This is a genomic window from Ekhidna sp. (assembly GCF_965212185.1).
In the GTDB taxonomy this organism is placed as follows: Bacteria; Bacteroidota; Bacteroidia; order Cytophagales; family Cyclobacteriaceae; genus Ekhidna.
This window is the reverse complement of the sequence record NZ_OZ243102.1, coordinates 2,190,432-2,213,840: the sequence shown is the minus strand read 5'-3', so window position 1 is coordinate 2,213,840 and position 23,409 is coordinate 2,190,432. Positions and strand designations below refer to the sequence as shown.

The following is a 23,409-nucleotide window of genomic DNA, read 5'->3' as shown; positions in this document are numbered from 1 at the left end:
TTTTCGCTAAACCATCAGGTTACATCCACGAATATCACTATTATCAAAACGACCAAGAACTTCAAAATAGTTCCCATAAGACTTACCAAGGTCTTTTGTCTCTATAAATGAACAGGTATCTATGTTGCCAAGATCAATAATATTGATCCCACCTGTTTCATGATTATCTAAGTATGAAAAAGGGTCATTTATATCTCTAATTAAGCATTTCGCCCACTTTGGAAACTTAAATTTTCCTTCCACTCCATACGCTTGACTAAACAACTCGGTCATTCCATATTCAGACCATATTTCGCTAACATTGAATCCTTTTTTTAATCTTTCGTGAAGATCTTGTCTTGTAAGCTCTTTCCTTCTCCCTTTCATTCCTCCAGTTTCCATAATTATCGTCTGATCTAAATGCATCTTACCTTTTTCTGCTGCATCTAAGAGAGCATATGATACGCCAATTATTAACTTTTTTTGAGAGCTCGCTAATTCAGATGCAACATCACCTTCAAGATAATATCCAGATTCAGGATGTGCGTTTTCAATGAAATGATCAACCATTTTAATCAAAGAAGAATTTCCCTGTTGTTGATAGGAAGGAAGAAGCGCAACAATCATTAAATCTTTCAGTGATCCAAACTGCTCTTGGAATGCATGAACGGAAAGTTGATGATAAAACGACACATCTTGTACATAATGAATGCTTCTACCTGCATCAGTTGTGCCACTACTTTTGAAAATGATTGATTCAGACCATTCACCAGATTTTATAGCATGATTTTTGAAGAACTCAATGGGTAAGAAGGGAATATCTCTGATTGCTTTAACATTCTGAGGATTTTTTTTGAGGTAATTACAATATTCATTGTATGTTGAGCAGTTGTAATATTGATACTCGAATACATTAAGTGAACTATCCTCAAAAGTTTTTTCGTTAATGTCGAAAATTGTATGTTTAAAATCCTTTATGAAACTCATTTGATGGTTTCTTTAGGGGCTAATGAAGTTACTTTTGTTATCAAAATATGATTAGAAATCTGATTATCCTTTGTGTTGTTTCTGTGGCTGTATCAGGCTGCTTTGACAAAGATATTTTTCCAGACTCTCCGAAGATAACATTTGAGGAAATAAAGTTCATCGATACAGAGTTAACAGATTCTTTAAAATTAACATTCAGTTTCGAAGATGGTAATGGAGATGTCGGTTTAGAGGGAGGTCAAGATTTATTTAAACCTTATCAGATTTATAATTTTGTAATGGACAGTGAGGATAGTGTGGTGTTTATCAGTCAAGATCCATCTTCTATAGCCTTTCCGCTGTATTCAGTCCCGGTTCTTATAGATCAATTGGATGGAGAGATAGCCTATTTCTTCTTTCCTGATGAAAAGGTTCTTTTTTCTGAAACAGACAACCGTCCAGCTTACAGTTGTGATTCATATGAAATTATTGAATTTGATACGGTATATGTCGCAAGAAATGAATTCTACTATAATTTTCATATTGAATTTCAAAAAAAGATAGCGGAGGATACTTATGAGCCAATCAACTTTAGGCAAATATTTAATAGCCAGGATTGCTCCTTAGGTAATTTTAATGGACGTATTCCGTATTACGACCCTGACGGTAAAAGTGGGACTATCACGTATACAATGTTGTCTTTGTTATTTAGGTTAGGACTTCAAGATGAGGTTCGTGCTAAATTCTATATATACGACAGAGCCCTCAATAAAAGTAATGAGGTATTTACTCCAGATTTTTTTCTTTCAGATATAACTGTTAATAAATAGACGGATAAGTGTCTGGATCTACTTCTGAAAGTAATCCGTAAACTTTATCAAATACTTCCTCAACATTTGGCTTAGAGAAATAATCTCCATCACTGCCGTATGCTGGTCTATGATTCTTACCTGAAATGGTTAAAGGTTTAGAATCCAAGTGGAAGTATCCGTTATCTCGTTCAAGTATTTGCTGAAGAATAAATGCGGTAGCACCTCCTTCAACATCTTCATCTACAATGACCAATCTGTTGGTTTTTTTGAGGGAATCCACAATCATTTTTGGTCTATCAAATGGGATTAATGTTTGAGCATCAATGACTTCTGCTTCAATCCCTTCATTCGCTAGTTGATTTGCTGCTTCCATCACCACCCTGCAAGTTGATCCATAAGTAACAATGGTTACATTAGATCCTTCTCTTAATATTTCAGGTTCACCCAAGGCTAGTTTAAAATCTGATAGGTTTGATGGAATTCTCTCTTTCAGTCGATATCCATTAAGCGATTCGATCACTAAAGCTGGATCATCTGACTGCATGAGGGTGTTGTAGAAGCCTGCAGCTTGTGTCATATTTCGAGGAGTAAGCACAAACATTCCTTTTAGTGAGTTAAGAATCATGCCCATAGGAGATCCTGAATGCCAAACGCCTTCTAACCTATGTCCTCTGGTTCTAATAATAAGCGGTGCTTTTTGTCCTCCATACGTTCTGTACTGTAAGGTTGCCAGGTCGTCAGATAAAGTTTGGATCGCATATAATAAATAATCCAAATACTGAATTTCAGCAATGGGTCTTAAGCCCCTGACTGCAGCTCCAATACCCTGCCCAATTATGGTTGTTTCCCTAATACCTGTGTCAGTAACTTTAAGTTCTCCGTATTTCTGTTGAAGACCAGCAAATCCTTGATTTACATCTCCTATTTTTCCAACATCCTCACCAAAGGCAAAAATTCTCGGATCGATTTCGAGTAGGTGATCGAAGCAGGCATTCAGTACCTCACGACCATCTACCAATTCGTTTTCATCCGAGTATTCTGCAGGAACAGTTTCAACATTGAGTGCCGATTCATTCGATTCACTGTATAACTTCGAGTTAAACTGCTTCGCATAAACATCGGATTTCTCTTTTAGCCAATTGGAAAGGTTATCTTTCTCTGTAAATGACTGGCCTTTCAAAATTCGTAGTGTCTTCTTGGCTGCTTTTATTATATGAGACTTCTCAGGATTAAGTTCTTTCCTAAGAACCTCTGCTATTTTAGATATTTCCACTTTGGATGAAGAGGATATTGCAGCTTTCTCAATAAGACTAATTACTTCCTCTACATCTTTTTTGATGTCCTGAATGTATTCCTTCCAGGCAGTGTCTTTTGCTTGTTTTGCTGCGACTTTTGCTTCTTTTTCTATTACATCTAAGTCTTCAGGACTGGCAATCTTTTCTTTTTCTATCCACTTCCGCATCTGTAAGATGCAATCATATTCTTTCTCCCATTCCAGTCGATCTTTTGACTTATATCTTTCGTGTGAACCAGAAGTAGAGTGACCTTGAGGCTGGGTTACTTCAATTACATGAATTAGACACGGTATATGGTTTTTGCGTGAAATTTCTACTGCTTTATTATATGTCTCAAGTAGTGAGACATAATCCCATGCTTTAACTGTCAGTATTTCAAATCCAGGTTTATCTTTTGTTCGTTGGAAACCACTGAGTGCTTGAGAGATACTTTCTTTTACAGTATGATACTTTTGCGGAACTGAGATTCCATAGCCGTCATCCCATACGGACATAACCATTGGGACCTGAAGTACACCCGCAGCATTCATTGTTTCCCAGAAGTGACCTTCAGAAGTCGAAGCATTACCTATTGTGCCAAAAGCAACTTCATTTCCTTTAAGAGAGAAGTCTTCAAATTCACCTAAAGCTTTGTTTTCTCTGTAAAGTTTGGATGCGTATGCAAGACCCAGGAGCCTTGGCATCTGACCTGCTGTTGGAGAGATATCAGCACTACTATTTTTTTTGTCCGTTTGGGTCAGCCATTCACCTTTTTCATTGAGATACCTGGTGGCAAAGTGACCATTCATCATTCTTCCGGCTGAAGCAGGATCAGCTTCTACATCTGTGTGAGCATAAAGTTGAGCGAAAAATTGTTGAGTCGTTAATTGACCAATCGCCATCATAAACGTTTGGTCTCTGTAGTAGCCAGACCGCCAATCTCCATTTTGGAAATATTTAGCCATTGCAATCTGAGGCACCTCTTTACCATCTCCAAAGATTCCAAACTTAGCCTTTCCCATAAAGACTTCTTTTCGTCCTATTAAACTGGCTTCTCTGCTTTCTACTGCTAATTGATAGTCCTGAAGTATTTCTTTCTTAGAAACCGGAAGTTTTGATTTGCTTTTAGTCTCGCTCATAATCTCAGATATTAAGTCCTTAACTGGAAAAAGTCACTCTCAAAAATACTTAATTTTGATCACTTTTGAAAGCATAAACTTCCATACAAAACTATTGTTTTGATAGTTATAGATATTTATATAGAAATAATATACTGTATATAATGATTTAACAAAATAAAATACTATTATATTTCAAATTTTAGATGTGCATATTTTGTATTTCTAAATGTTAGGATTTGTCTGAATGCCAGTTCCTATATTTGCCCTCCATAAAGATTTTAACCATGATTATAGGCGTCCCAAAAGAGATAAAAAATAACGAAAACAGGGTAGCAGTTACTCCCTCAGGAGTGGTTGAATTTACCAAAAGAGGTCATGAAATATACATTCAGTCAACTGCGGGAGACGGAAGTGGATTTACTGATGAACAGTATATAGAAGCTGGTGCTAAAATTCTCCCAACAATCGAGGAGGTATACGGTATCGCAGAGATGATCATCAAGGTGAAGGAGCCTATTGAGCCTGAATATAAGTTGTGTAAAAAGGATCAACTAATATTTACATATTTCCACTTTGCATCTCATGAGCCTTTGACAAAGGCTATGATTGAGAGCGGTGCTGTGTGTCTTGCTTACGAAACTGTTGAAAAGTCGGATAGGTCTTTACCGCTACTGGTTCCAATGTCTGAAGTTGCTGGACGGATGTCTGTTCAGGAAGGAGCCAAATACCTTGAAAAACCAATGATGGGTAGAGGAATTCTACTTGGAGGGGTTCCCGGAGTGCGGCCTGCAAAAGTGATGATATTGGGAGGAGGAGTAGTAGGGACCAATGCTGCTAAGATGGCAGCTGGAATGGGAGCAGATGTGACCATTTTAGATTTGAGTTTACCAAGATTGAGATACCTCGATGATGTGATGCCGGCTAATGTCAATACCTTCATGAGCAGCGAATACAACATTCGAGAACTTATTAGTACACATGACCTTATTATAGGTGCAGTACTGATACCGGGAGCAAAAGCACCACACTTGATCACGAAGGATATGCTGAAAGAAATGCAACCAGGAACTGTCCTTGTGGATGTAGCAGTAGATCAAGGTGGATGTATTGAGACATGCAAACCAACGACTCACCAGGATCCTACGTACATCATTGACGATGTAGTTCATTATTGTGTGGCAAACATGCCGGGGGCAGTGCCATACACTTCCACGCTTGCATTAACTAACGCTACCTTGCCATATGCGATCCAGCTTGCGAATAAAGGCTGGAAGAAAGCTTGCAGCGATAGCAAAGAGCTTCGTTTGGGTCTTAATGTGATCAATGGAGAGATCGTATACAAAGGTGTGGCAGAAGCATTTGATATGCCATACACTGAGGTGGATAAGTATTTGTAGTAAAAAATAAATTGTGACATAAAGCCTGCCAAATCGAGCAGGCTTTTTTATTTCCATTCATGGAACGCTTTCGACCATTCGCTTCAAAGCGTACGGCTCTATGAGGTTATAACTATTTATTTGTGATTGGATTAACATTTATGACCCGAAACAACTCATATTGGCTTTTGCAATCGCTGGGATGGTTTACCTATGGAATCATCGGTGTAGGTATAGCCATTATATTCTATGAGAATGTCGATTTCTGGGTTATTTTGGCTCAATTTTTTGGTGCGATAGTTATGTTTTTATCCACTCATCTGCTGAGATATAAAATAAAGCTTGATGGATGGTTAAAACTAAAAATTCAAACACTCATCTTAAGATTACTTCCTACCCTTGCAATCCTTGCAATCCTCGCAAATGGCATTGTGGTCGGATATACAATTCTTACCACTGATATCATTGATGTAGAACGTTTTAGTTTTACAGTTTTCTTCCTGTTTGCATTTCAAACTTTTGTATACTTACTTCTTTGGACGGCCGTCTACTTGATCATTTATTTCTTTAGAAATTATAAAAAAGAGGAAGTAGAGAAGTGGCAACTTCAAACGGCAGTAAAGGATGCAGAACTTATAGCACTGAAAGCTCAGATCAATCCTCATTTTTTATTCAATGCACTTAATAATATTCGAGCACTCATTCTTGAAGACCATATGAAAGCTCGAGACATGGTTTCACATATCTCCGAACTTTTAAGGTATTCGATTCAATTCAATGATAATGAGAAAGTTACGATTGCAGAAGAACTTGAAATTGTAAATAAATACCTTGAACTTGAAAGCATTCATTATGAAAACCGACTTCATTATGAAATTCTCTCAAAAGAAGAATTGAATAGGTGTAAGATTCCACCTATGCTGATTCAATTGATGGCTGAAAATGCTGTAAAACATGGCATATCACAGGTAAAAAATGGTGGAGATATTTTAATTTCTATTGATACAGACGGAAAGGATTTGGTTCTTGAAGTGTGTAATACAGGAAAACTAAAAAAGAATCTGGGCAATGGGATTGGTCTGAGAAATGCCACAGAAAGGATAAGAATTTTGTTTGATAGTGAGCCTGATCTGGAGTTGAAACAAGAAGGTAATATGGTAAGGTCACGACTCAAATTACCAATAGAGAAGTAATAAATGAATCATTGAATGAAAGCAATAATTGTTGATGACACACGGTTGGCTCGTCAAGAGCTACAATTCTTACTCAAGAATCACAAAGACGTTCAGGTAATAGGAGAGGCTGAGAATGCTGATCAGGCCAAAGAAATGATTGAAGAATTGAAACCTGATTTAGTATTTCTTGATATTCAAATGCCTGATAAAGATGGTTTTGAACTCTTAGAAATGCTTGATGAAGTTCCTCAAATCATTTTCACTACCGCTTACAGTGAATATGCAATTAAAGCTTTTGATTATAATGCGCTCGATTACCTAAAGAAACCAATTACAGACGATCGACTGACATTGGCTCTTCAAAGAGTACAAGAGAATATTGAGCAAAGTGAGGATTCCAAAGATGTTCTTAACGAAAACAGTCAGGTTTTTGTAAAAGATGGAGAAAAATGCTGGTTTGTCACTTTAAAAGATGTTCGACTCTTTGAAATATGGGATAATTATACGAGAATCTACTTTGAAGATCATAAACCAATGATTCCTAAAACGCTTCAGTATATGGAAAGCAGGCTTGATCCTAAAGTGTTTTTTAGAGCCAACAGGCAGCAAATCATCAATATGAAGTGGATAGATAAAATAGAACCCTGGTTTAGTGGTACTATAAGGCTATACCTTAAAGATGGAACTGAAATTGAAGTTAGCAGAAGACAAACTTCTAGATTTAAGGAGTTGATGAGTTTTTAAGCAAGTCTTTTAGTTTATTTATCGCTTTCTGATTGCTCTCTATATTGATGTTTTCAATTACATGCTGCTTTTCTTTGGTAGTAAGGTGCCAGCTCAATGAAGCTCTTTCTGCTTCTGAAGGATTGCCATTATTCTGATAGGAATCATAAGCCAATTCTATTATATCCACATCACCATCAAACCAACTTTTCATTTGTTCGATACGAATATCGTTGTTGATGTCTTGCATGTTCATCAGGTTATTGTACACACTGGCAATGGGGTAAGTGAGTCTGTCCACCACAGAGGGGTCTGGTCTTGGCTCAATTGGTGAATTTGACTTAGTATCTCTGATAACAAGTAACACGATTCCATCAGTATTTTCAGATATCCAGTCTTCAAATACTTGAATAAATCTGATAGCGTCTGAGATACCAAAATTATCAGAGATACCAGCATCCATAATCTCAACTCTTGGCTTGGCTGGCAAACTAATATTTGGTGTAATGTAAGGAAATGATGCTGACATTCTCAGTGCCGTTAAAAAACTCAAACTAGAAGGGTCATTTGTTTTGAAAAACGTCTGAAAATCTACTCCTCTTACCGCTGATTTTTTTCCTTTCGTAACTTCAGATGAAATCGCTAAAAATGAAACTGGTTGAGAAGAGATGTACAACTTCCTACCATCATTTGCAATCGTAGGAGACATGATCAATGTTGGAATCTGAGACTGCACTTCAGGCGCATGATATTCTTTGATTTGTTTGTCTAAAATGAAGCCAAGATTTTTATCTAAATTTCTTTCAAATACATAGCCTCTATCTACATTATATGTTCTACCAGCATATTCATGAGTTCTGATCTTTAAGAAAAGGTCATTGGCTAAGAGACCGAATATTACTGGATTTAGGTTGTCTTTGCCCATCTTGAGAATCATATTCTCTTTACCATTATTCAGATAATTTCTATCCCTAAGAAACATTTCACGATAAAATGCCGCACCGATTACACCACCAGATGCACCTGTGATTAAAAACGTATTATCCATCAATGTACCACCTACTGATTGGTCCGCCTCTAGCAATGAATTGACGGTCCATAGTGCTGCTCTCTGACCACCACCACTAACACATAGAAAAACCATTTTTTGCTTCTCTTTTGTTTGCCATTTGGCTTTCCAGTTTTCTAGGGTCTCCAGCATATGCCATTTGTCATGCAGAAATTGTTCCTTGGAATGTACGGACTCAAGGTTTTCAATAGAGTATGTCGTATGAATCGTGTCATAATTAAGTCCGGGGGCCTTATTGTATCCCTTTCCTAATCCTGCTTTCGCTCCGAAATTCACCAGGATGAATATTCCTAGTGCAAAAGCCAACCCCCATCCTTTAAACCAATAGCTGATTGCTCCTACCAACATGACGGCTATAGCAAAAATCAACAGGGAACTCGCTGCAGCAGGAATTTGAAGGAATTCTATATGCATGAAAAAACCCAGCAATAGGATTACTCCAATTATGCAAAGCTCAACTACGACAGAATTGAAATGATTCTGATCAAATACTCTTAGAATAGCTTTTTTGTTTCTGAAATCAACAATGTGCTCGGTAGACCTAACCTTGAGTTTCAGGTCAAGATAGTTTGTCACATTATATCTATCTGCTCGGTTCTCCCTTAGTCGCTCCATGACTCTGTCACGACTCAGAATGTTTTTTCTAAGCTTACGATCTAATGTTCCGGCAAGAAATATAAAGATGTCTTTGTTGGTGAATCGGAAATACAGAATCATTATTAAATGCATCGCAATGATTCCCAATATCAAACCGGTAACAAAAAGTCCAATTTGGAAGGAGGAAGTTAGTCCATTGTTAATCTGAAACCTTACCAATAAAACGATGTAAATGAGTAGTGTAAATAAGGGTATAAGGCTATTGTTAATTGAGAATTTAGTGAATGGGCGTTGCAAGACGCCAATAAATCTAAACCTATGACCATCCAGGATGTAGGTAGTGATGTGCCAGGCCATAATGAGATTACCAAATGACACACCGACAATAAAAAAACTCCAGAAACTAACTTTACCTAGGTATTCAGGATCAAGAAACAAGTAGTGAATTCCATACACTTTACCTAACCCACCACTAAACGCTGAAATTATAATGATCCAAACAGTAAGCAACGCCAAATTCTTTTTTAAATGATGAAAAGTCAATTGCACCATTAAAGAATGAAGAATTTGATTCAACTTATGTTTGATGTTGTTCATAATTGATTAATCGAATAAAAATACCTATCGAGGTGATTAAACTGGTTGGTTGTCGAAACCAACCAACCAAGACCGAATATAGTAAGTATATTCATACAACCATTCACTACTAATTCCGATTTCAAGGTCTTTTCGACGTAGCATAATAAATCCCGGCAAACACTGCTGGGATTATTTTTTTATGGCTATCTCAATGCTCCCTCCAGATCATTGATCAAATCGACAACATCCTCTATTCCAACGCTTAGCCTGATTAATGAATCTTTAAGTCCTACTTTTAGCCGCTGTTCTTTAGGAACACTGGCATGTGTCATACTTGCTGGATGTCCTACCAGAGATTCTACTCCGCCAAGGGATTCTGCAAGGCTGAATATTTTAAATCTGCTTAGTGTTTCTTTTGCTTGTTCAAGCGTATCTTCTTTTTGGATGAAGGAAATCATTCCCCCAAATCCTTTCATTTGCTTTTTAGCAACTTCGTGATTTGGGTGATCTTCAAACCCAGGCCAGAATACTTTCTCCACATTCGGATGATTTCTTAAGTAGTTTGCTACAACCTCTCCATTTTCACAATGACGTTGCATTCTCACGTGCAGAGTTTTAATGCCTCTTAATGTTAGAAAGCAATCCTGCGGTCCGGGGATGGCTCCACTGGATTTTTGTATGAATCCAAAATCCTCATCAAGTGATGGGTCATTTGTGCCTAAGAATCCCATAACCACATCTGAGTGGCCGGCGATAAATTTTGTAACCGAATGCATGACAACATCTGCCCCTAGATCGAGTGGATTCTGCAGATAGGGTGATGCAAAAGTGTTGTCGACTGCTGTGATAATATTTCTTAGTCTTCCGATTTCAGCAATTTCTTTAATGTCTATAATCTTCATCATTGGATTGGTAGGCGTTTCAATCCAAATAAGTTTTGACTTATCTGTTATTACCTTTTCAACATTGGAAGAATCTTTCATGTCAACAAATATGAATTTGATGCCAAACTTTGAGAATACTTTAGTAAAAAGCCGATAGGATCCACCATATAAATCAGACGTGCTTATGACTTCATCTCCGGGTTTTAAAATTTTAAGGACCGTTTCTGTGGCACTCATTCCTGAACTAAAGCATCTCCCAAATTTGCCATTTTCTAAAGCTGCAAGGTTGTGTTCTAACACATTTCTTGTTGGGTTTTGAGTTCTTGCGTATTCATAGCCTTTGTGAACACCAGGTGCCTCCTGTACATAAGTGGAAGTTTGAAAAATAGGGGTCATTATTGCTCCGGTGGAAGGATCCGGAGAAATGCCAGCGTGTAGTGCTTTAGTACCGAATTTCATAATGTTGATTTATATCTCTGAAAAGAGTGAATTTATAAATTATGAGCGGCCTTCAGAAATACTTCTGATTTTAGGTTCATTGATTAAAATCTTGGTTTTGTCGAAGTGAATATTCCAACTGTCGTAATTGAGGCTTATGTTACTGAGAATATTCGTATTCTTGATGTATCAAACAGCTATTTATTTTTTGACTCACCACTCAAGAAAATATAGCAAAATGAAAATTATCGCCTCTGCATTACTGTTTTTAGCGACTCTTTATTCGTATGGTCAATACTATTCAGGCAATTATGTAAGTGAACCTCAAGTTCATTCATTTGATCACTTCAAGATCAAGCATAAACACGACCAAACCAAATTGGATGGAGACCTTACGATTCATGCCTTTTCGAGTCAGAGTGAATTATGGAATCAGACTGCCCATTTTGTCGCAGATAAAGAAATCAGTCAGAAAATTATCAACTCTTATGGCTCTGATGAAGCAATTATTTCCGTTCATATGTTAAAGTTTATGTGGGATGGCAATGAATGGGAATATATCTTACTTGGATACCTGGGAGATGATCATCACCGTCATTTTATTGTGATTGAAGAAGTCTTTAATGATGAAACTGAAACAGAATTACTAGAATTCAATAGGTTTGATTGGGTGAAAGGTCATCACATTACAGCTACAGGAAAACCTTAGAATACATACTTTCAGAGGTCATTCGGATTCATAATTAAAAAGGCATCATTTAGCGCCTTTTCTCTGCTTTCAGATACTTTCTTGGTAAAAGACTTTAATTTAACATTCAAAAAATATCTGTTTGGATGAATGATTCAGAATCGACCCATACGAAAGAACTGAAAGAGGATAATCCTTTTGTTTACCATCATACCAAGTCATTCGCTCAAATTTTACATGGTTTAAAGAGCAGTTTAGTGTTGAGTACCTATCAAACGGGAAAGGTGGTGATGTTTAGTCCAAAATCTGAAGAGCAGATGATTCAACTTCCACGAAATTTCAGAAAACCATTAGGAGTTGCCACTTATGACAAACATTTAGCAATTGCCTGCTACAATGAAGTAGTACTTACTCATCGATCACAAAATGCCGCAAAATCGTATCCAAAGAAACCTGGTGTATACGATGCAATATATTTGCCACGATCCTCACATTATACTGGTGCGGTTGACACACATGATATTAGCTATGGCAAAGGTGGTCTTTGGGCAGTTATCACACAGTTTTCGTGTATTGCACAGTTAGATCCAAGATTCAGTTTTCTTCCTAAGTGGAAACCTCATTTTATATCTGAGATTGCTCCAGGAGATAGGTGTCATTTAAATGGGATGACCTTAAAAGATGGGCTTCCAAAATATGTAACAGCATTAGGAAAAACTGACAATCCTGGCGGATGGCGAGATAGCAAATTGAATGGAGGAATTCTCATGGATGTGGACTCTAATGAGATTTTACTTAATAATCTGGCCATGCCTCATAGTCCAAGATTGGTTGGAGATGATATTTACTATTTACAATCTGCTGTTGGAGAGTTATGGAAATATCACATTCCGTCTAAATCTAATGAGCGAATTTGCGAAGTTCCTGGGTTTGCCAGAGGTATGTCATTTCATCAAAACTTTTTGTTTGTTGGATTATCCAAAATCCGAGAGGATAGTAAGGACTTTGGCAAAATGCCAATTGCGTCCAAAAATCCAATTGCTGGAGTTGCAATTGTAAATCTTCGAACAAAGGAGGTGCAGGCAATTTTGGAATATAAAAATGCGGTCAAAGAATTGTATGATGTACATGTCTTACCTGGCATAATTCGGCCTAATATCCTTAATACATTTGATGATTTACATGCCCGCGCAATCATCACACCTAAAAAAATCTTTTGGCAAGAAGAACCAAAAGAAAAAGGTAATTCAGTTTCTTCTCAAAGTGAATCTTTAAAAACTCCTATTGATGATTCAAAATGAGCAGAGTGAGCATAAATGCCTACTTTAAATTAGCCCTCGATTTACATAAATCAGGCAAACTTCCTCAAGCTCGAAAAATTTATCAGGAAGTCCTCAATATCGACCCTAAAAATCTGGATAGCCTTTTCATGATTGGTCAATCATTTTATCAAGAGGCAAATTTTGAAATGGCCCTTGAATACTTTGACAAATTGCTAACCATTGAAGCATCAAATGTCAATTTTCTTTTACAAAAAGGAAAAACACTTATAAAACTTGGTCGACATGAAGAGGCTAAATTACTTTTTGGCGAAATGATTAAAGCCTATCCAACGAATCCCAGCGTATTATTTCACTCCGCAAGAAATATGAAGGCGATGGGACAATATGAGTCTGCGATTGAATTATATAATAAAGTCATCAAGCTTGAACCAGAAAATAAGAAAGCTCTAAACAACCTTGCAAATGCGTATCAGCAGGTTCATGACTATAAAAATTCTATGCAGTGCTATGATCGATTAATTACGCTGGATCAAAATTTCATAATGGCCCATTGTAATAAAGCGGGTCTACTGCAAAAGATGAATCAATTGGTAGATGCGGAGAGGCTTTATCATGATGTTTTAGAAATTGATAAATCCAATGCTATAGCCATGTATAATTTGGGTGTAATTCATAATCGTCGATTTGAATATAAGCAGGCAATTGGTTGGATTGAACAGTCGATTAAATACTCCCCCAATAATCATAAATACTTAAGTACTTATGCACATACACTTTACCAATTAGGTAAAAAGGTGGAGGCTATTTCTATTTTAAGGAAGCTTATTGAGACAGGTTCTGTGAAAGAAGAACCTTACCTTAAACTGGCAAGGATTTACATGTCAGAGCATCAGTTAACAAGTGTAATTGAACTTCTCGAGCCGTATATTCATAAAAACCCTTACAGTTATGAAGCAATATGTTTGGTAGGCACAGTCTATGACTTGACCCAGCAATTTGAGAAAGCGGAGAACTGTCTTACAAAGATCAATCATCATGAAGAGTTTGCACTTAGAGCTAACTTAATTCTTCAGCTTATGTATTCTAAGATGGGAAGAATGGATATGTATGAAGAGATGATCGAAAGAATTTCCGTTTTATTAAAGAAATTCATCACTGATGAGCGACCAGACAATGAAATACCCATTTATAACCTAACATATTTTCCATACGATGCAGATCTAGTTACCAAAGCGACGAAAAGGTTTTCAGAAAATTTAGTTAATAGCATTCGCCCGCTTCGAGTTCGACTCCAGTTTAAATATGAACCAAAGAAACAACGAATTAGGATTGGATATTTATCACCGTATTTTAAGAATCATCCAGCGGGACAGTTGGTGAAAGATGTACTGAAAAATCATAATCGTGAAAGGTTTGAAGTCATTGGATATGCAATCGATGGAGGGACAGATGAAGTAAATGCGGAATTCCGTTCATTGGTAGATGAATATAAGGAACTAGGAAACATGAAAGTTTCTGATGCAGCCAAAATAATTAATGATGACGGTGTGCAGATTTTGGTAAGTATGGCGGGGTATAATTACGGCATGAGATCAGAAATTCCTGCTTTAAAACCAGCCCCAATTCAGGTGATCTGTATGGACTGCCATGAAACGATGCAGGCAGATTTTTATGATTACGTTTTCAAAGATGAAGTTGTCTTAACTGAGGAAAATCGAACAAATTTCAGTGAATCGATTGCACTACTACCTCCGAGCCATTTTTTCAATACCGAATTGATACCATCAAAGAATCGGTTGGACAGAAGTACCTATGGATTACCTTCAGATGAGTTTGTTTTTGGTTGCCTTAATCATCCGCGAAAATTAAACCCATGGGCGATTGAGGCATGGGCTAAAATATTGAAGCAAGTGCCAAAATCGGTATTATGGTTGTACGATGCAGGAATTGATTCGTTTAAAACGAATATTCGCGATCTAATGGAAAATGAGGGTGTTGATGCATCTAGAATTCTTTTTTGTGGGAGAGAATACCAAAAGGATCACTACCGGCGAATGGAACTCATCGACCTATTTTTAGATACTCCGATATATAACGGACACACTACTTGTCTGGAAGCACTCTGGATGAGTGTACCTGTATTAACAGTTCAGGGAAAATCCGTGAGCTCACGTTTATGCAGCTCATTTCTCGTTGCAATGAACATCAAAGAAATGATTTGCCAGTCTATGGAAGAGTATGTGAACAAAGCAGTGAGTTTGGCTCAAAATCAAAAGGACTACCAAAAGGTAAAAAATGAATTTATCAGGTCCAGAGAATCAAGTCCATTTTTTGATCTTAAGGTCTTAACGAAAAATATGGAGGAGGCATACGTTAAAATGTGGGATAAATACGAGAAAGGGGAGTCACCTTCAGATTTTAAGATAGCGTAGTGGAAGTTTCGCAATATATCGATGAAGTAAAAAAAGCCATTGCTCTATTTAATAACGGAGCGATGAATGAAGCAATGAATGCATGCTCAAGGCTTATTAAAGAGCGGCCTGAACGGAAAGGTGCGTATCTCTTACTTGCTCAGATCTATTCTAAGAAAGGTGAGCTTCAGGAAGCAGAAAATACTTTAAAAACAGGTCTTGAAGAATCAAATGATCCTGATTTCCATTCTAAAATAGGAATCATTCAATCCAAAATGGGATTGCACAACGAAGCTGTGAAGTCATTTTCTAAATCCGCAAACAAGGAAGGGGATAATGAAATGACCTATTTCTATCATGCCAAATCTTTAACGGCTATTGGACTCATTGAGGAGGCCATCCATCAATACAAAAAAAGTCTGCAGTGTAAACCGGGTTACAAGATGGCATTAAACAATCTAGCCAATCTACTGTATCAATCAGGTAAATTCATGGAAGCCATTAAGTTCTTCCGAAGACTGACTGAATTGTACCCGGAAGAAGCGATAGCTTATTGCAATCTTGGGAGCATTTACGAGAAGCAAAATCAATTAAACGAAGCAAGGCGTTGCTATGAAAAATCGTTAAAGCTTGATCCTTCTATGTCAATAGCATATTTCAATTTAGCTCAATTACTTGGTGGTCGTTTAAATGACTTTAGAGGAGCACTTACACTATTAGATCGAGGGTTGAAGTTAGGAGATAGCCAATATCAAAAGGGAATAAGATTCTACCAAATTTTGTATCGGCAGCATGTTTCTGATTGGTCAGATCATGAGACTGATGTTGCTGATTTAAACAGAATCCTGGAAGAGTCTTTATCCAATGATTCTGAGTTGCCATTTGAAATTGTCCCTTACTCTTTGTCACATTCCAAAGTTGATAACCACTTATACCGGAGGCTTGCGGAACGATATGCAAAAACGATTGAAAAAAGAGTAAGCACAAAATATCCTGGAGTGAAGTATGATCATTCATTGAGTGATGGCAAGATGAAAATTGGCTATTACTCCCCAAACATGCGTCTACATCCGGGAGGGCTTTTGGTAAGAGGGCTATTTGATTATCATGACTCAAGCAACTTTGAAATTCACGCCTTTTCATTAGTAAAATCGGAAGATTTTGTAAGTAAGGAAATTAAGAATTCAGTTGATTACTATCATGATATTTCGACCCTAGACACCTTGGAGATTGCTAACCTCATCAATCGGAAAGGGATTGATATATTGGTTAGTTTGGCTTTTTATAACACCGCCATGAATGTAGAGGTATTGGCGCTTAGACCTTCCCCTCTTCAAATGGTCTTGATAGGATCGCATGAAACAACAGGAGCTTCATTTATTGATTATGCTTTCTCAGATGAATCCATGATGGATAAGGAGATTAGGGAAAATTTCACTGAAAATATTATCACCTTGCCATGTTCTCTATTGTTGAATAGCGAACTACCTGTTGACGAATCAATTAATTCCTCTAGGTCCGATCACGGCCTGCCTGAAAATGCTTTCATTTACACCAGTTTTAACCATCCACGGAAACTCGATCCTGAAACCTTTGATGCTTGGATGGAAATTCTTAAAGCTGTTCCAGATGCTGTTCTTTGGATTTACGATGCAGGGAATGAAGATTTTATCCGGACATTAAAATCCATAGCTAAAAAAAAAGGTGTCTTAAATGAGCAAATTGTTTTTGCTCCACCTTTAGATATAAAGAAGCATTGGGAGCGAATAAAACATGCGGACCTTTTTCTAGATTCTTTTAACTACAATGCACATGTCACAGGTGTAGAGGCCTTAAGAATGGGGATGCCGATTCTTACAATGCGAGGAGACAATCATAACAGTCGCTTAGGGTCCAGTTTGGTTCACTATTCAAACCTCCCTAATTGTGCAATTTTCACTAAGAATGATTATATTGAGAGGTCAATTCAGCTTGCGGTAAATAGGGTAGAAATAAACACTTTGAAAAAAAGCCTGCAATCTGAGTTTGATAAACTCATTTTCGATACGGAATTGCAAGTTAAATACCTGGAAAAGGCCTATCAAAAAGCATTTCTTAGATTGAAAAAGAAACTACCACCAAAGGATTTCTCTGTGGGTTCTGCCTTAAGGTTAGATTCTTTGGTTTGAACGTATTTATTATCGCCACACAATATTAAACCACTATGAATATTTATCACCTTACTCTTCGAGCTACCAAAGAAAAATACTTGAAGTTTAAACATAGATTGGAGAAGAGCATTTCTTCTGGGTCTTTCGACAAACTTTCGAGAAAAGATAAGAATAGTCGCATTGCTCGTGTCGAGAAGTTGAGGTCTCGACTTGAGAATTACTCCCTTTTTAAGAAAAGTATGCTAGCAGCAGGGTCTGCTGCCTTTATCCCAACAATGGCCTTGTCACAAGTCATTGCTTTACCACCTCCAGATCCAGAGCTTCGTTTTGAAAAAGGTGAATTTGATTTGAATCAATCTGGCTCGAATGTGCAGATTGAGGTAGTGAATATTGATTCAGATTCAGATCTTGAAGTATTGCTTTCTACCACATCCGCAGGTTTTATCCAACAAAGAGAAGGAGCCAAGTTTGAAGATTCCAGTCCACCTTCATTGCAAAATATGACTGAAGAATTTTTCATCGGTGATATAGATGGAGATTTAGATATAGATATTGTTTTTAAAAATGGTAATTATTTCTTCCTGGCCTTTAATGATGGTGATGGCAATTTTGAACTAACGAGTCAAGCCTATTATTACTCCGCATCTTCAACTCCAGGAGCCATAGGACGTGAGACAAGTGCTCAAGATGTGGATTTGGTTGACTTTGATAGTGATGGAGATTTAGACCTTGTGATTGCCAATAATGGAAGCAACTTAAAGCATTTCAAAAATGATGGTAGTGGAAACTTTAGCAGCGCCGGTTATTTGTCGGTTGGAAGCTATTCCGGTATTACTGATTTTGAATTTGCTAATCTGGATGGAGATGGAGATCTGGATTTAGTACACAATCAAAATAATGGTGCTTATGAATCCGCAGTTTATGCAAAAGAAAATGTTCTTAATGCAGCTGGCGATCCTGATTTGTCAGGTGCGGATGCTGAGTTGATGTATTATAACTATGCTAATCTTCAAAACATTGTCACCTTTGATATGGACGGAGATGGTGATCTTGATGTCCTTATTTCAGAGAGTAAATACAGTTATCATCTGGTATTAGAAAATGAATATGATGATGGTGCATCACCGTTTTCATTCTTAAGTGTGCCTCTGTCAGGATTTCCAACAGAAAACATCAATGACGTTGCAGTATCTGACCTAAACGGTGATGGTAATGATGATTTATTATTAGCCTTTTCTTCAGATAGTAAAGTAGGTGTTTTAGAAGATGGCACATTTACAGTCTCTAGCAATAGCTTGAATGGGGACATTGGTGATGCAACAAGCGCATTTGTTACTGTGGCAATTGGAGATTTGGATAGTGATGGTTTGAGTGATATTGTAGGAGCGCAAAATAACATCAATGACCCATATATTTATTATGATCGATCTGCACCACGCCTTTCGGGTTGGATAGGTGATAACATAATAGATGAAAATCGTCCTGCGGGAGTTGTTGGTGAGCTGGTTTTTAGTGATTTTCATGGGGATCCCGTTACAACTTTCGGTTTATCGGGAAGTGATGCGAGTTCATTTACATGGGATGCAGCTACTAACGAATTATCAAGTAATCAAGCGTTTGATTGGGAGGAAGTTGGGAGTGAATTGGATCTATCATTGACATTAAGTGATGGTATAAAAACGCGAACTGAAAAGCTCAGCGTTCGCATTAATAACGTTGCTGAAAAGGGACATGGATTATTGGAAGAACAAGAAGCTAGGTTGGACCTTATTGAAAATAAGTACCTCGAGAATTTCATTCCAGTAGATTTTGATGTGGATGGGGATATGGATCTATTCTACGGAGAAAATTACTTATTAACTAAAAATGATATAACATTTACTGAGCAATGGATCAGTGGATTCTCAAGTGGTGCTACAGAGGTCGCATTTGCAGATTTTGATCTCGATGGAGATTTGGATCTTTTTGGGAAGGATAACTTCGCTATTTATTTACAGGAAAATGTGGAGAGATCAGTATCCTCAGATGGATGGTACGTTTTTGATACGTATGGGGTTGGGAGTAATAGTTTCGGATTAGTAGCTGGTGATTTTGATAATGACGGTCTAAAGGAAGTGGCTTTAATAGGTTACTCTGGAGGATCATATAATTTTCAAACCATTGAGGTCTCCAATGATGGCAGAAGTGGCATGGTCCTCGACCAAGATATTCCACTGCAATTCTCAGCCGGTGGTGGTTACATGGATGGCTATGGCCAGTTTGTAGATATTGCAATTGCAGATTTTGATGGGGACGGTAATGATGATTTACTAGTGATAACAGAAGCTAGTGGAGGTCCAGGTACAGACGCAATATTCCTTGGAACACCTAGCAGTGGGTTTGACACAAACGTAACTGCATTTACAGGTGGCGATGATAATGGCTTTAATCGAGTAGAGGTTGGTGATTTCAATGGAGATGGTGATCCTGACATAGCGTTTATGCGATCAAATGGTATCTCTATCGAAATCGATGTGATGAATAATGATGGAACAGGTGGTTTTACAGTCGGCCAAACACTAGATGTAGGAGGAGAGGAAGGTACCGGTCAATTTGATATGAAGCTTGGTGATATGGATGGTGATGGGGTATTGGATATTGTAGCTTCTGCATCCGATTACAGCGATAACCACTCCTTGAAAATGTGGGGAAATGATGGGGCTGGAAATTTCAATCTTTTGCAGACGATATCAGATGTGAGTGGCTATGAGTTTGAGCTAATGGATATTGATGGAGATGATGACTTAGATGTGATCGTCAGAGAAGATCTAAACGTCTTTAGCTTTGGTTACCTAAATATTCATTTTAATGTCAATTTACCAGCGACTGATATAGCGCTCTCAGCTACTTCATTTGACGAACACATTTCAGAAGACACCCAAGTGGCTACAATTTCTGTAACAGATGCAAATGTTACAGACACTCATGTGTTCACGCTTGCTGCAGGAGATGGCTCGAATGATGCTCATAATAATTTCTTTAGTGTCAATGGAAATAACTTAGTTCTTACGCGAGATGTTAGCACCGAAGAGTTCCCAACATTGAATATACTCTTGGCGGCTGATGATGGTGAGAATATTTACCAGCAAGCATATACGTTGACTGTAAATCAAGTCAATGTAGCCCCTACGGCTATATCTGCCCCTGCAAGTTTTGATGAAGGCACTGCAGCTGGTACATCCATCGGAACACTATCAGCGACTGATGATGGAGTCGAGAGTATCTCGTTTGCTTTAGCAATAGGTGACGGTAGCAATGATGCAGATAATGGATCTTTTATAATCGATGGTGATCAACTAATCATTACTGAAGCATCAAGTTTTGAAGCAAAGCCTTCCTATAACGTATACATAAGTGCTTCAGATATTGACGGCACTATTGAGCAAGCATTTACCATTAATGTAAATGACCTAAATCAAGCACCTACAGGTATTACACTTTCTTCAACAACCATTGAGGAGAATGTGGCTGCAGGCACAGCTATTGCTACGCTCGATGCTACTGATGCCAATATATCAGATGAGCACGAATTTGAATTGGTAGCCGGAGACGGATCCAATGATTCAGACAATAATAAGTTCGTTATTGAAGGGGATCAACTAATCATAAAACAAAATTCTAGTTTTGAGACACAGCCAAGTTACAATATCTACTTGCAAGCGTCAGATAGTGAAGGAAGCGTAGAGCAAGCCTTTACGATAACGGTTAACAACACAAACTCAATTCCAACAGGAATCCAACTTTCCAGCACTTCATTTGATGAAGGCGTTGCAGGAGGGTCTTCTGTTTCGACATTGACTGCTGATGATGTAGATACCGGAGATAGTCATACCTTCACTCTTGCGACAGGCGATGGCTCAAACGATGCAGACAATGCCAAGTTCTTGATCGATGGTGATCAGTTGGTGATCAAGTCCTCCCCGAGCTTTGAAACCCAATCGAGTTACAATATTTACCTATCCGCTGCTGATTCCGAAGGCAGTGTGGAACAGGCGGTAACACTTACGGTCAATAATCTGAATAGTGTTCCAACAGGGATTCAGCTTTCCAGCACTTCATTTGATGAAGGCCTAGCAGGTGGGTCCTCTGTTTCGACATTGACTGCTGATGATGTAGATACTGGAGATAGTCACACGTTCTCATTAGCAACAGGAGATGGATCGAATGATGTGGACAATGCCAAGTTCTTGATCGATGGTGATCAGTTGGTGATCAAGTCTTCCCCAAGCTTTGAGACCCAATCGAGTTACAATATTTACTTATCCGCTGCTGATTCTGAGGGCAGTGTGGAACAAGCGATAACACTTACGGTCAATAATCTGAATAGTGTTCCAACAGGAATCCAACTTTCCAGCACTTCATTTGATGAAGGCATAGCAGGAGGGTCCTCTGTTTCGACATTGACTGCTGATGATGTAGATACTGGAGATAGTCACACGTTCTCATTAGCAACAGGAGATGGGTCGAATGATGTGGACAATGCCAAGTTCTTGATCGATGGCGATCAGTTGGTGATCAAGTCGTCTCCGAGCTTTGAGACCCAATCGAGTTACAACATTTACTTATCCGCTGCTGATTCTGAAGGCAGTGTGGAACAAGCGGTAACGCTTACGGTCAATAATCTGAATAGTGTTCCAACAGGAATACAACTTTCCAGCACTTCATTTGATGAAGGCATAGCAGGAGGGTCCTCTGTTTCGACATTGACTGCTGATGATGTAGACACTGGCGATAGTCATACTTTCTCCCTGGCAACAGGAGATGGAACCAATGATGTTGACAATGCCAAGTTCTTAATCGATGGCGATCAGTTGGTGATCAAGTCGTCTCCGAGCTTTGAGACCCAATCGAGTTACAGTATTTACCTATCCGCTGCTGATTCCGAAGGCAGTGTAGAGCAGGCGTTTGTGCTAGATGTGAATAATATCAATGAGATTCCTACAGCCATAAGTCTTTCATCTACTTCTCTGGATGAGGATACCCCTGCAGGTTCAGCAGTTGCGACCATTGACGCGACTGATGTAAATGCATCTGATGTCCATGAATTTGCATTGGCTTCAGGAGATGGGACCAATGATGCGGATAACAGCAAATTCCTCATAGAAGGAGATCAATTGATTATCAAACAGAATTCACGATTTGAGACTCAGGCAAGCTATAATATCTATTTATCAGCATCTGATGCTGAAGGTAGTGTAGCCCAAGCCTTTGTTATAGATGTTGTTGATGTCAATCAGGCGCCAAACTCCATTTCTTTATCCATCACCTCTCTGGACGAAAGTGTAAGCCCGGGATCTTCTGCTGCTACTATTACAGCGACCGATCCTAATGCTGGGGATGTTCATACATTCACGCTTGCAGAAGGAGATGGTACTAATGATGCCCACAATGATTTATTTGTAATCAGTGGTGACAAGCTGATTTTATTGGAAGCGATTGAATTTAATGATCTACCATCCATTAGCATCAATATTCAGGCAGATGATGGAGAAGAGACCTTTACTCAGGTATTTACATTAATAATAAATGAAGTGCTGGGAGTATCAGATGAAGTATCCAATACCTTGGGAGTTTATCCGAATCCGGGACGAGAAAGATTCCAGATTAACTTTGAGAGCACCTATCGTGGAGAAGTGTCCATTAGAGTAAGTGATTTATCAGGTAAAATGATTCATGATTTATCTACTCAAAAAACAATAGAAACTCTGACCTATGAAGTAGACATGAGTGGTGCAGAGACTGGCGTTTACATCATTGAGTTGATATCAGATGATGAAGTCATTACTCAACGATGGGTTAAGAAATAGGATTACCTAATCAGATTTTGATAAAGCGATTGGTCCGA

13 protein-coding genes are annotated in these 23,409 nt (G+C 38.1%); 9 read left to right on the top strand and 4 right to left on the bottom strand.

Annotation, left to right across the window (positions count from 1 at the left end):
* Positions 1–6 precede the first annotated feature (6 nt).
* Positions 7–966, bottom strand: coding sequence for an acyl transferase (locus ACOMC3_RS09540; protein ID WP_420315653.1), 960 nt, complete (start codon positions 964–966; stop codon positions 7–9).
* Positions 967–1,013: 47 nt separating this feature from the next.
* On the opposite strand from ACOMC3_RS09540, the gene ACOMC3_RS09535 reads away from it, so the two are divergent.
* Entirely contained in the window at positions 1,014–1,775 is a 762-nt protein-coding gene (locus ACOMC3_RS09535) for a hypothetical protein (RefSeq protein WP_420315652.1), read from the top strand.
* Here ACOMC3_RS09535 and ACOMC3_RS09530 read toward each other — a convergent pair.
* Complete coding sequence (locus tag ACOMC3_RS09530; RefSeq protein ID WP_420315651.1) at positions 1,765–4,170, bottom strand: alpha-ketoacid dehydrogenase subunit alpha/beta; 2,406 nt, start codon at positions 4,168–4,170, stop codon at positions 1,765–1,767. The genes ACOMC3_RS09535 and ACOMC3_RS09530 overlap by 11 nt on opposite strands.
* 266 nt (positions 4,171–4,436) lie before the next feature.
* Between ACOMC3_RS09530 and ald the strand changes: the two genes are divergently transcribed.
* The 3 genes from ald to ACOMC3_RS09515 all read left to right on the top strand — a co-directional run bounded on the left by ald (position 4,437) and on the right by ACOMC3_RS09515 (position 7,447).
* Positions 4,437–5,549 (top strand): alanine dehydrogenase, encoded by a 1,113-nt coding sequence (gene ald, locus ACOMC3_RS09525; RefSeq protein ID WP_420315650.1) that lies wholly within the window; start codon positions 4,437–4,439, stop codon positions 5,547–5,549.
* A 140-nt stretch (positions 5,550–5,689) separates the two neighbouring features.
* Positions 5,690–6,721 carry a sensor histidine kinase gene (locus tag ACOMC3_RS09520; protein ID WP_420315649.1) on the top strand — a complete coding sequence of 344 codons (1,032 nt, stop codon included), beginning with the start codon at positions 5,690–5,692 and terminating at the stop codon, positions 6,719–6,721.
* Between the two features lie 15 nt (positions 6,722–6,736).
* Positions 6,737–7,447, top strand: a complete 711-nt coding sequence (locus ACOMC3_RS09515; RefSeq protein WP_420315648.1) for a LytR/AlgR family response regulator transcription factor — start codon at positions 6,737–6,739, stop codon at positions 7,445–7,447.
* Here the strand turns inward: ACOMC3_RS09515 and ACOMC3_RS09510 are convergent.
* Complete coding sequence (locus ACOMC3_RS09510; protein ID WP_420315647.1) at positions 7,425–9,689, bottom strand: patatin-like phospholipase family protein; 2,265 nt, start codon at positions 9,687–9,689, stop codon at positions 7,425–7,427. The genes ACOMC3_RS09515 and ACOMC3_RS09510 overlap by 23 nt on opposite strands.
* Positions 9,690–9,874: 185 nt before the next feature.
* A complete protein-coding gene (locus ACOMC3_RS09505) occupies positions 9,875–11,014 on the bottom strand; it encodes a cystathionine gamma-synthase (protein ID WP_420315646.1) in 1,140 nt (379 codons plus the stop codon).
* Positions 11,015–11,231: 217 nt separating this feature from the next.
* Here ACOMC3_RS09505 and ACOMC3_RS09500 point away from each other — a divergent pair, with 217 nt between their 5' ends.
* The 5 genes from ACOMC3_RS09500 (at position 11,232) to ACOMC3_RS09480 (ending at position 23,371) form a co-directional block, all read left to right on the top strand.
* Complete coding sequence (locus ACOMC3_RS09500) at positions 11,232–11,702, top strand: hypothetical protein (protein WP_420315645.1); 471 nt, start codon at positions 11,232–11,234, stop codon at positions 11,700–11,702.
* Between the two features lie 125 nt (positions 11,703–11,827).
* On the top strand, positions 11,828–12,982 hold the full coding sequence (locus tag ACOMC3_RS09495) for a TIGR03032 family protein (RefSeq protein ID WP_420315644.1): 1,155 nt from the start codon (positions 11,828–11,830) through the stop codon (positions 12,980–12,982).
* Entirely contained in the window at positions 12,979–15,396 is a 2,418-nt protein-coding gene (locus ACOMC3_RS09490; RefSeq protein ID WP_420315643.1) for a tetratricopeptide repeat protein, read from the top strand. The genes ACOMC3_RS09495 and ACOMC3_RS09490 overlap by 4 nt, the downstream gene beginning before the upstream one ends.
* A complete protein-coding gene (locus ACOMC3_RS09485; protein WP_420315642.1) occupies positions 15,396–17,543 on the top strand; it encodes a tetratricopeptide repeat protein in 2,148 nt (715 codons plus the stop codon). Before ACOMC3_RS09490 ends, ACOMC3_RS09485 begins: the two co-directional genes overlap by 1 nt.
* Before the next feature lie 35 nt (positions 17,544–17,578).
* On the top strand, positions 17,579–23,371 hold the full coding sequence (locus ACOMC3_RS09480; RefSeq protein WP_420315641.1) for an FG-GAP-like repeat-containing protein: 5,793 nt from the start codon (positions 17,579–17,581) through the stop codon (positions 23,369–23,371).
* Positions 23,372–23,409: the final 38 nt, after the last annotated feature.

Coding starts and splice junctions, on each gene's coding strand:
- ACOMC3_RS09540 (WP_420315653.1), bottom strand. CDS start 966: ATGAGTTTCATAAAGGATTTTAAACATACAATTTTCGACATTAACGAA.
- ACOMC3_RS09535 (WP_420315652.1), top strand. CDS start 1,014: ATGATTAGAAATCTGATTATCCTTTGTGTTGTTTCTGTGGCTGTATCA.
- ACOMC3_RS09530 (WP_420315651.1), bottom strand. CDS start 4,170: ATGAGCGAGACTAAAAGCAAATCAAAACTTCCGGTTTCTAAGAAAGAA.
- ald (WP_420315650.1), top strand. CDS start 4,437: ATGATTATAGGCGTCCCAAAAGAGATAAAAAATAACGAAAACAGGGTA.
- ACOMC3_RS09520 (WP_420315649.1), top strand. CDS start 5,690: ATGACCCGAAACAACTCATATTGGCTTTTGCAATCGCTGGGATGGTTT.
- ACOMC3_RS09515 (WP_420315648.1), top strand. CDS start 6,737: ATGAAAGCAATAATTGTTGATGACACACGGTTGGCTCGTCAAGAGCTA.
- ACOMC3_RS09510 (WP_420315647.1), bottom strand. CDS start 9,689: ATGAACAACATCAAACATAAGTTGAATCAAATTCTTCATTCTTTAATG.
- ACOMC3_RS09505 (WP_420315646.1), bottom strand. CDS start 11,014: ATGAAATTCGGTACTAAAGCACTACACGCTGGCATTTCTCCGGATCCT.
- ACOMC3_RS09500 (WP_420315645.1), top strand. CDS start 11,232: ATGAAAATTATCGCCTCTGCATTACTGTTTTTAGCGACTCTTTATTCG.
- ACOMC3_RS09495 (WP_420315644.1), top strand. CDS start 11,828: ATGAATGATTCAGAATCGACCCATACGAAAGAACTGAAAGAGGATAAT.
- ACOMC3_RS09490 (WP_420315643.1), top strand. CDS start 12,979: ATGAGCAGAGTGAGCATAAATGCCTACTTTAAATTAGCCCTCGATTTA.
- ACOMC3_RS09480 (WP_420315641.1), top strand. CDS start 17,579: ATGAATATTTATCACCTTACTCTTCGAGCTACCAAAGAAAAATACTTG.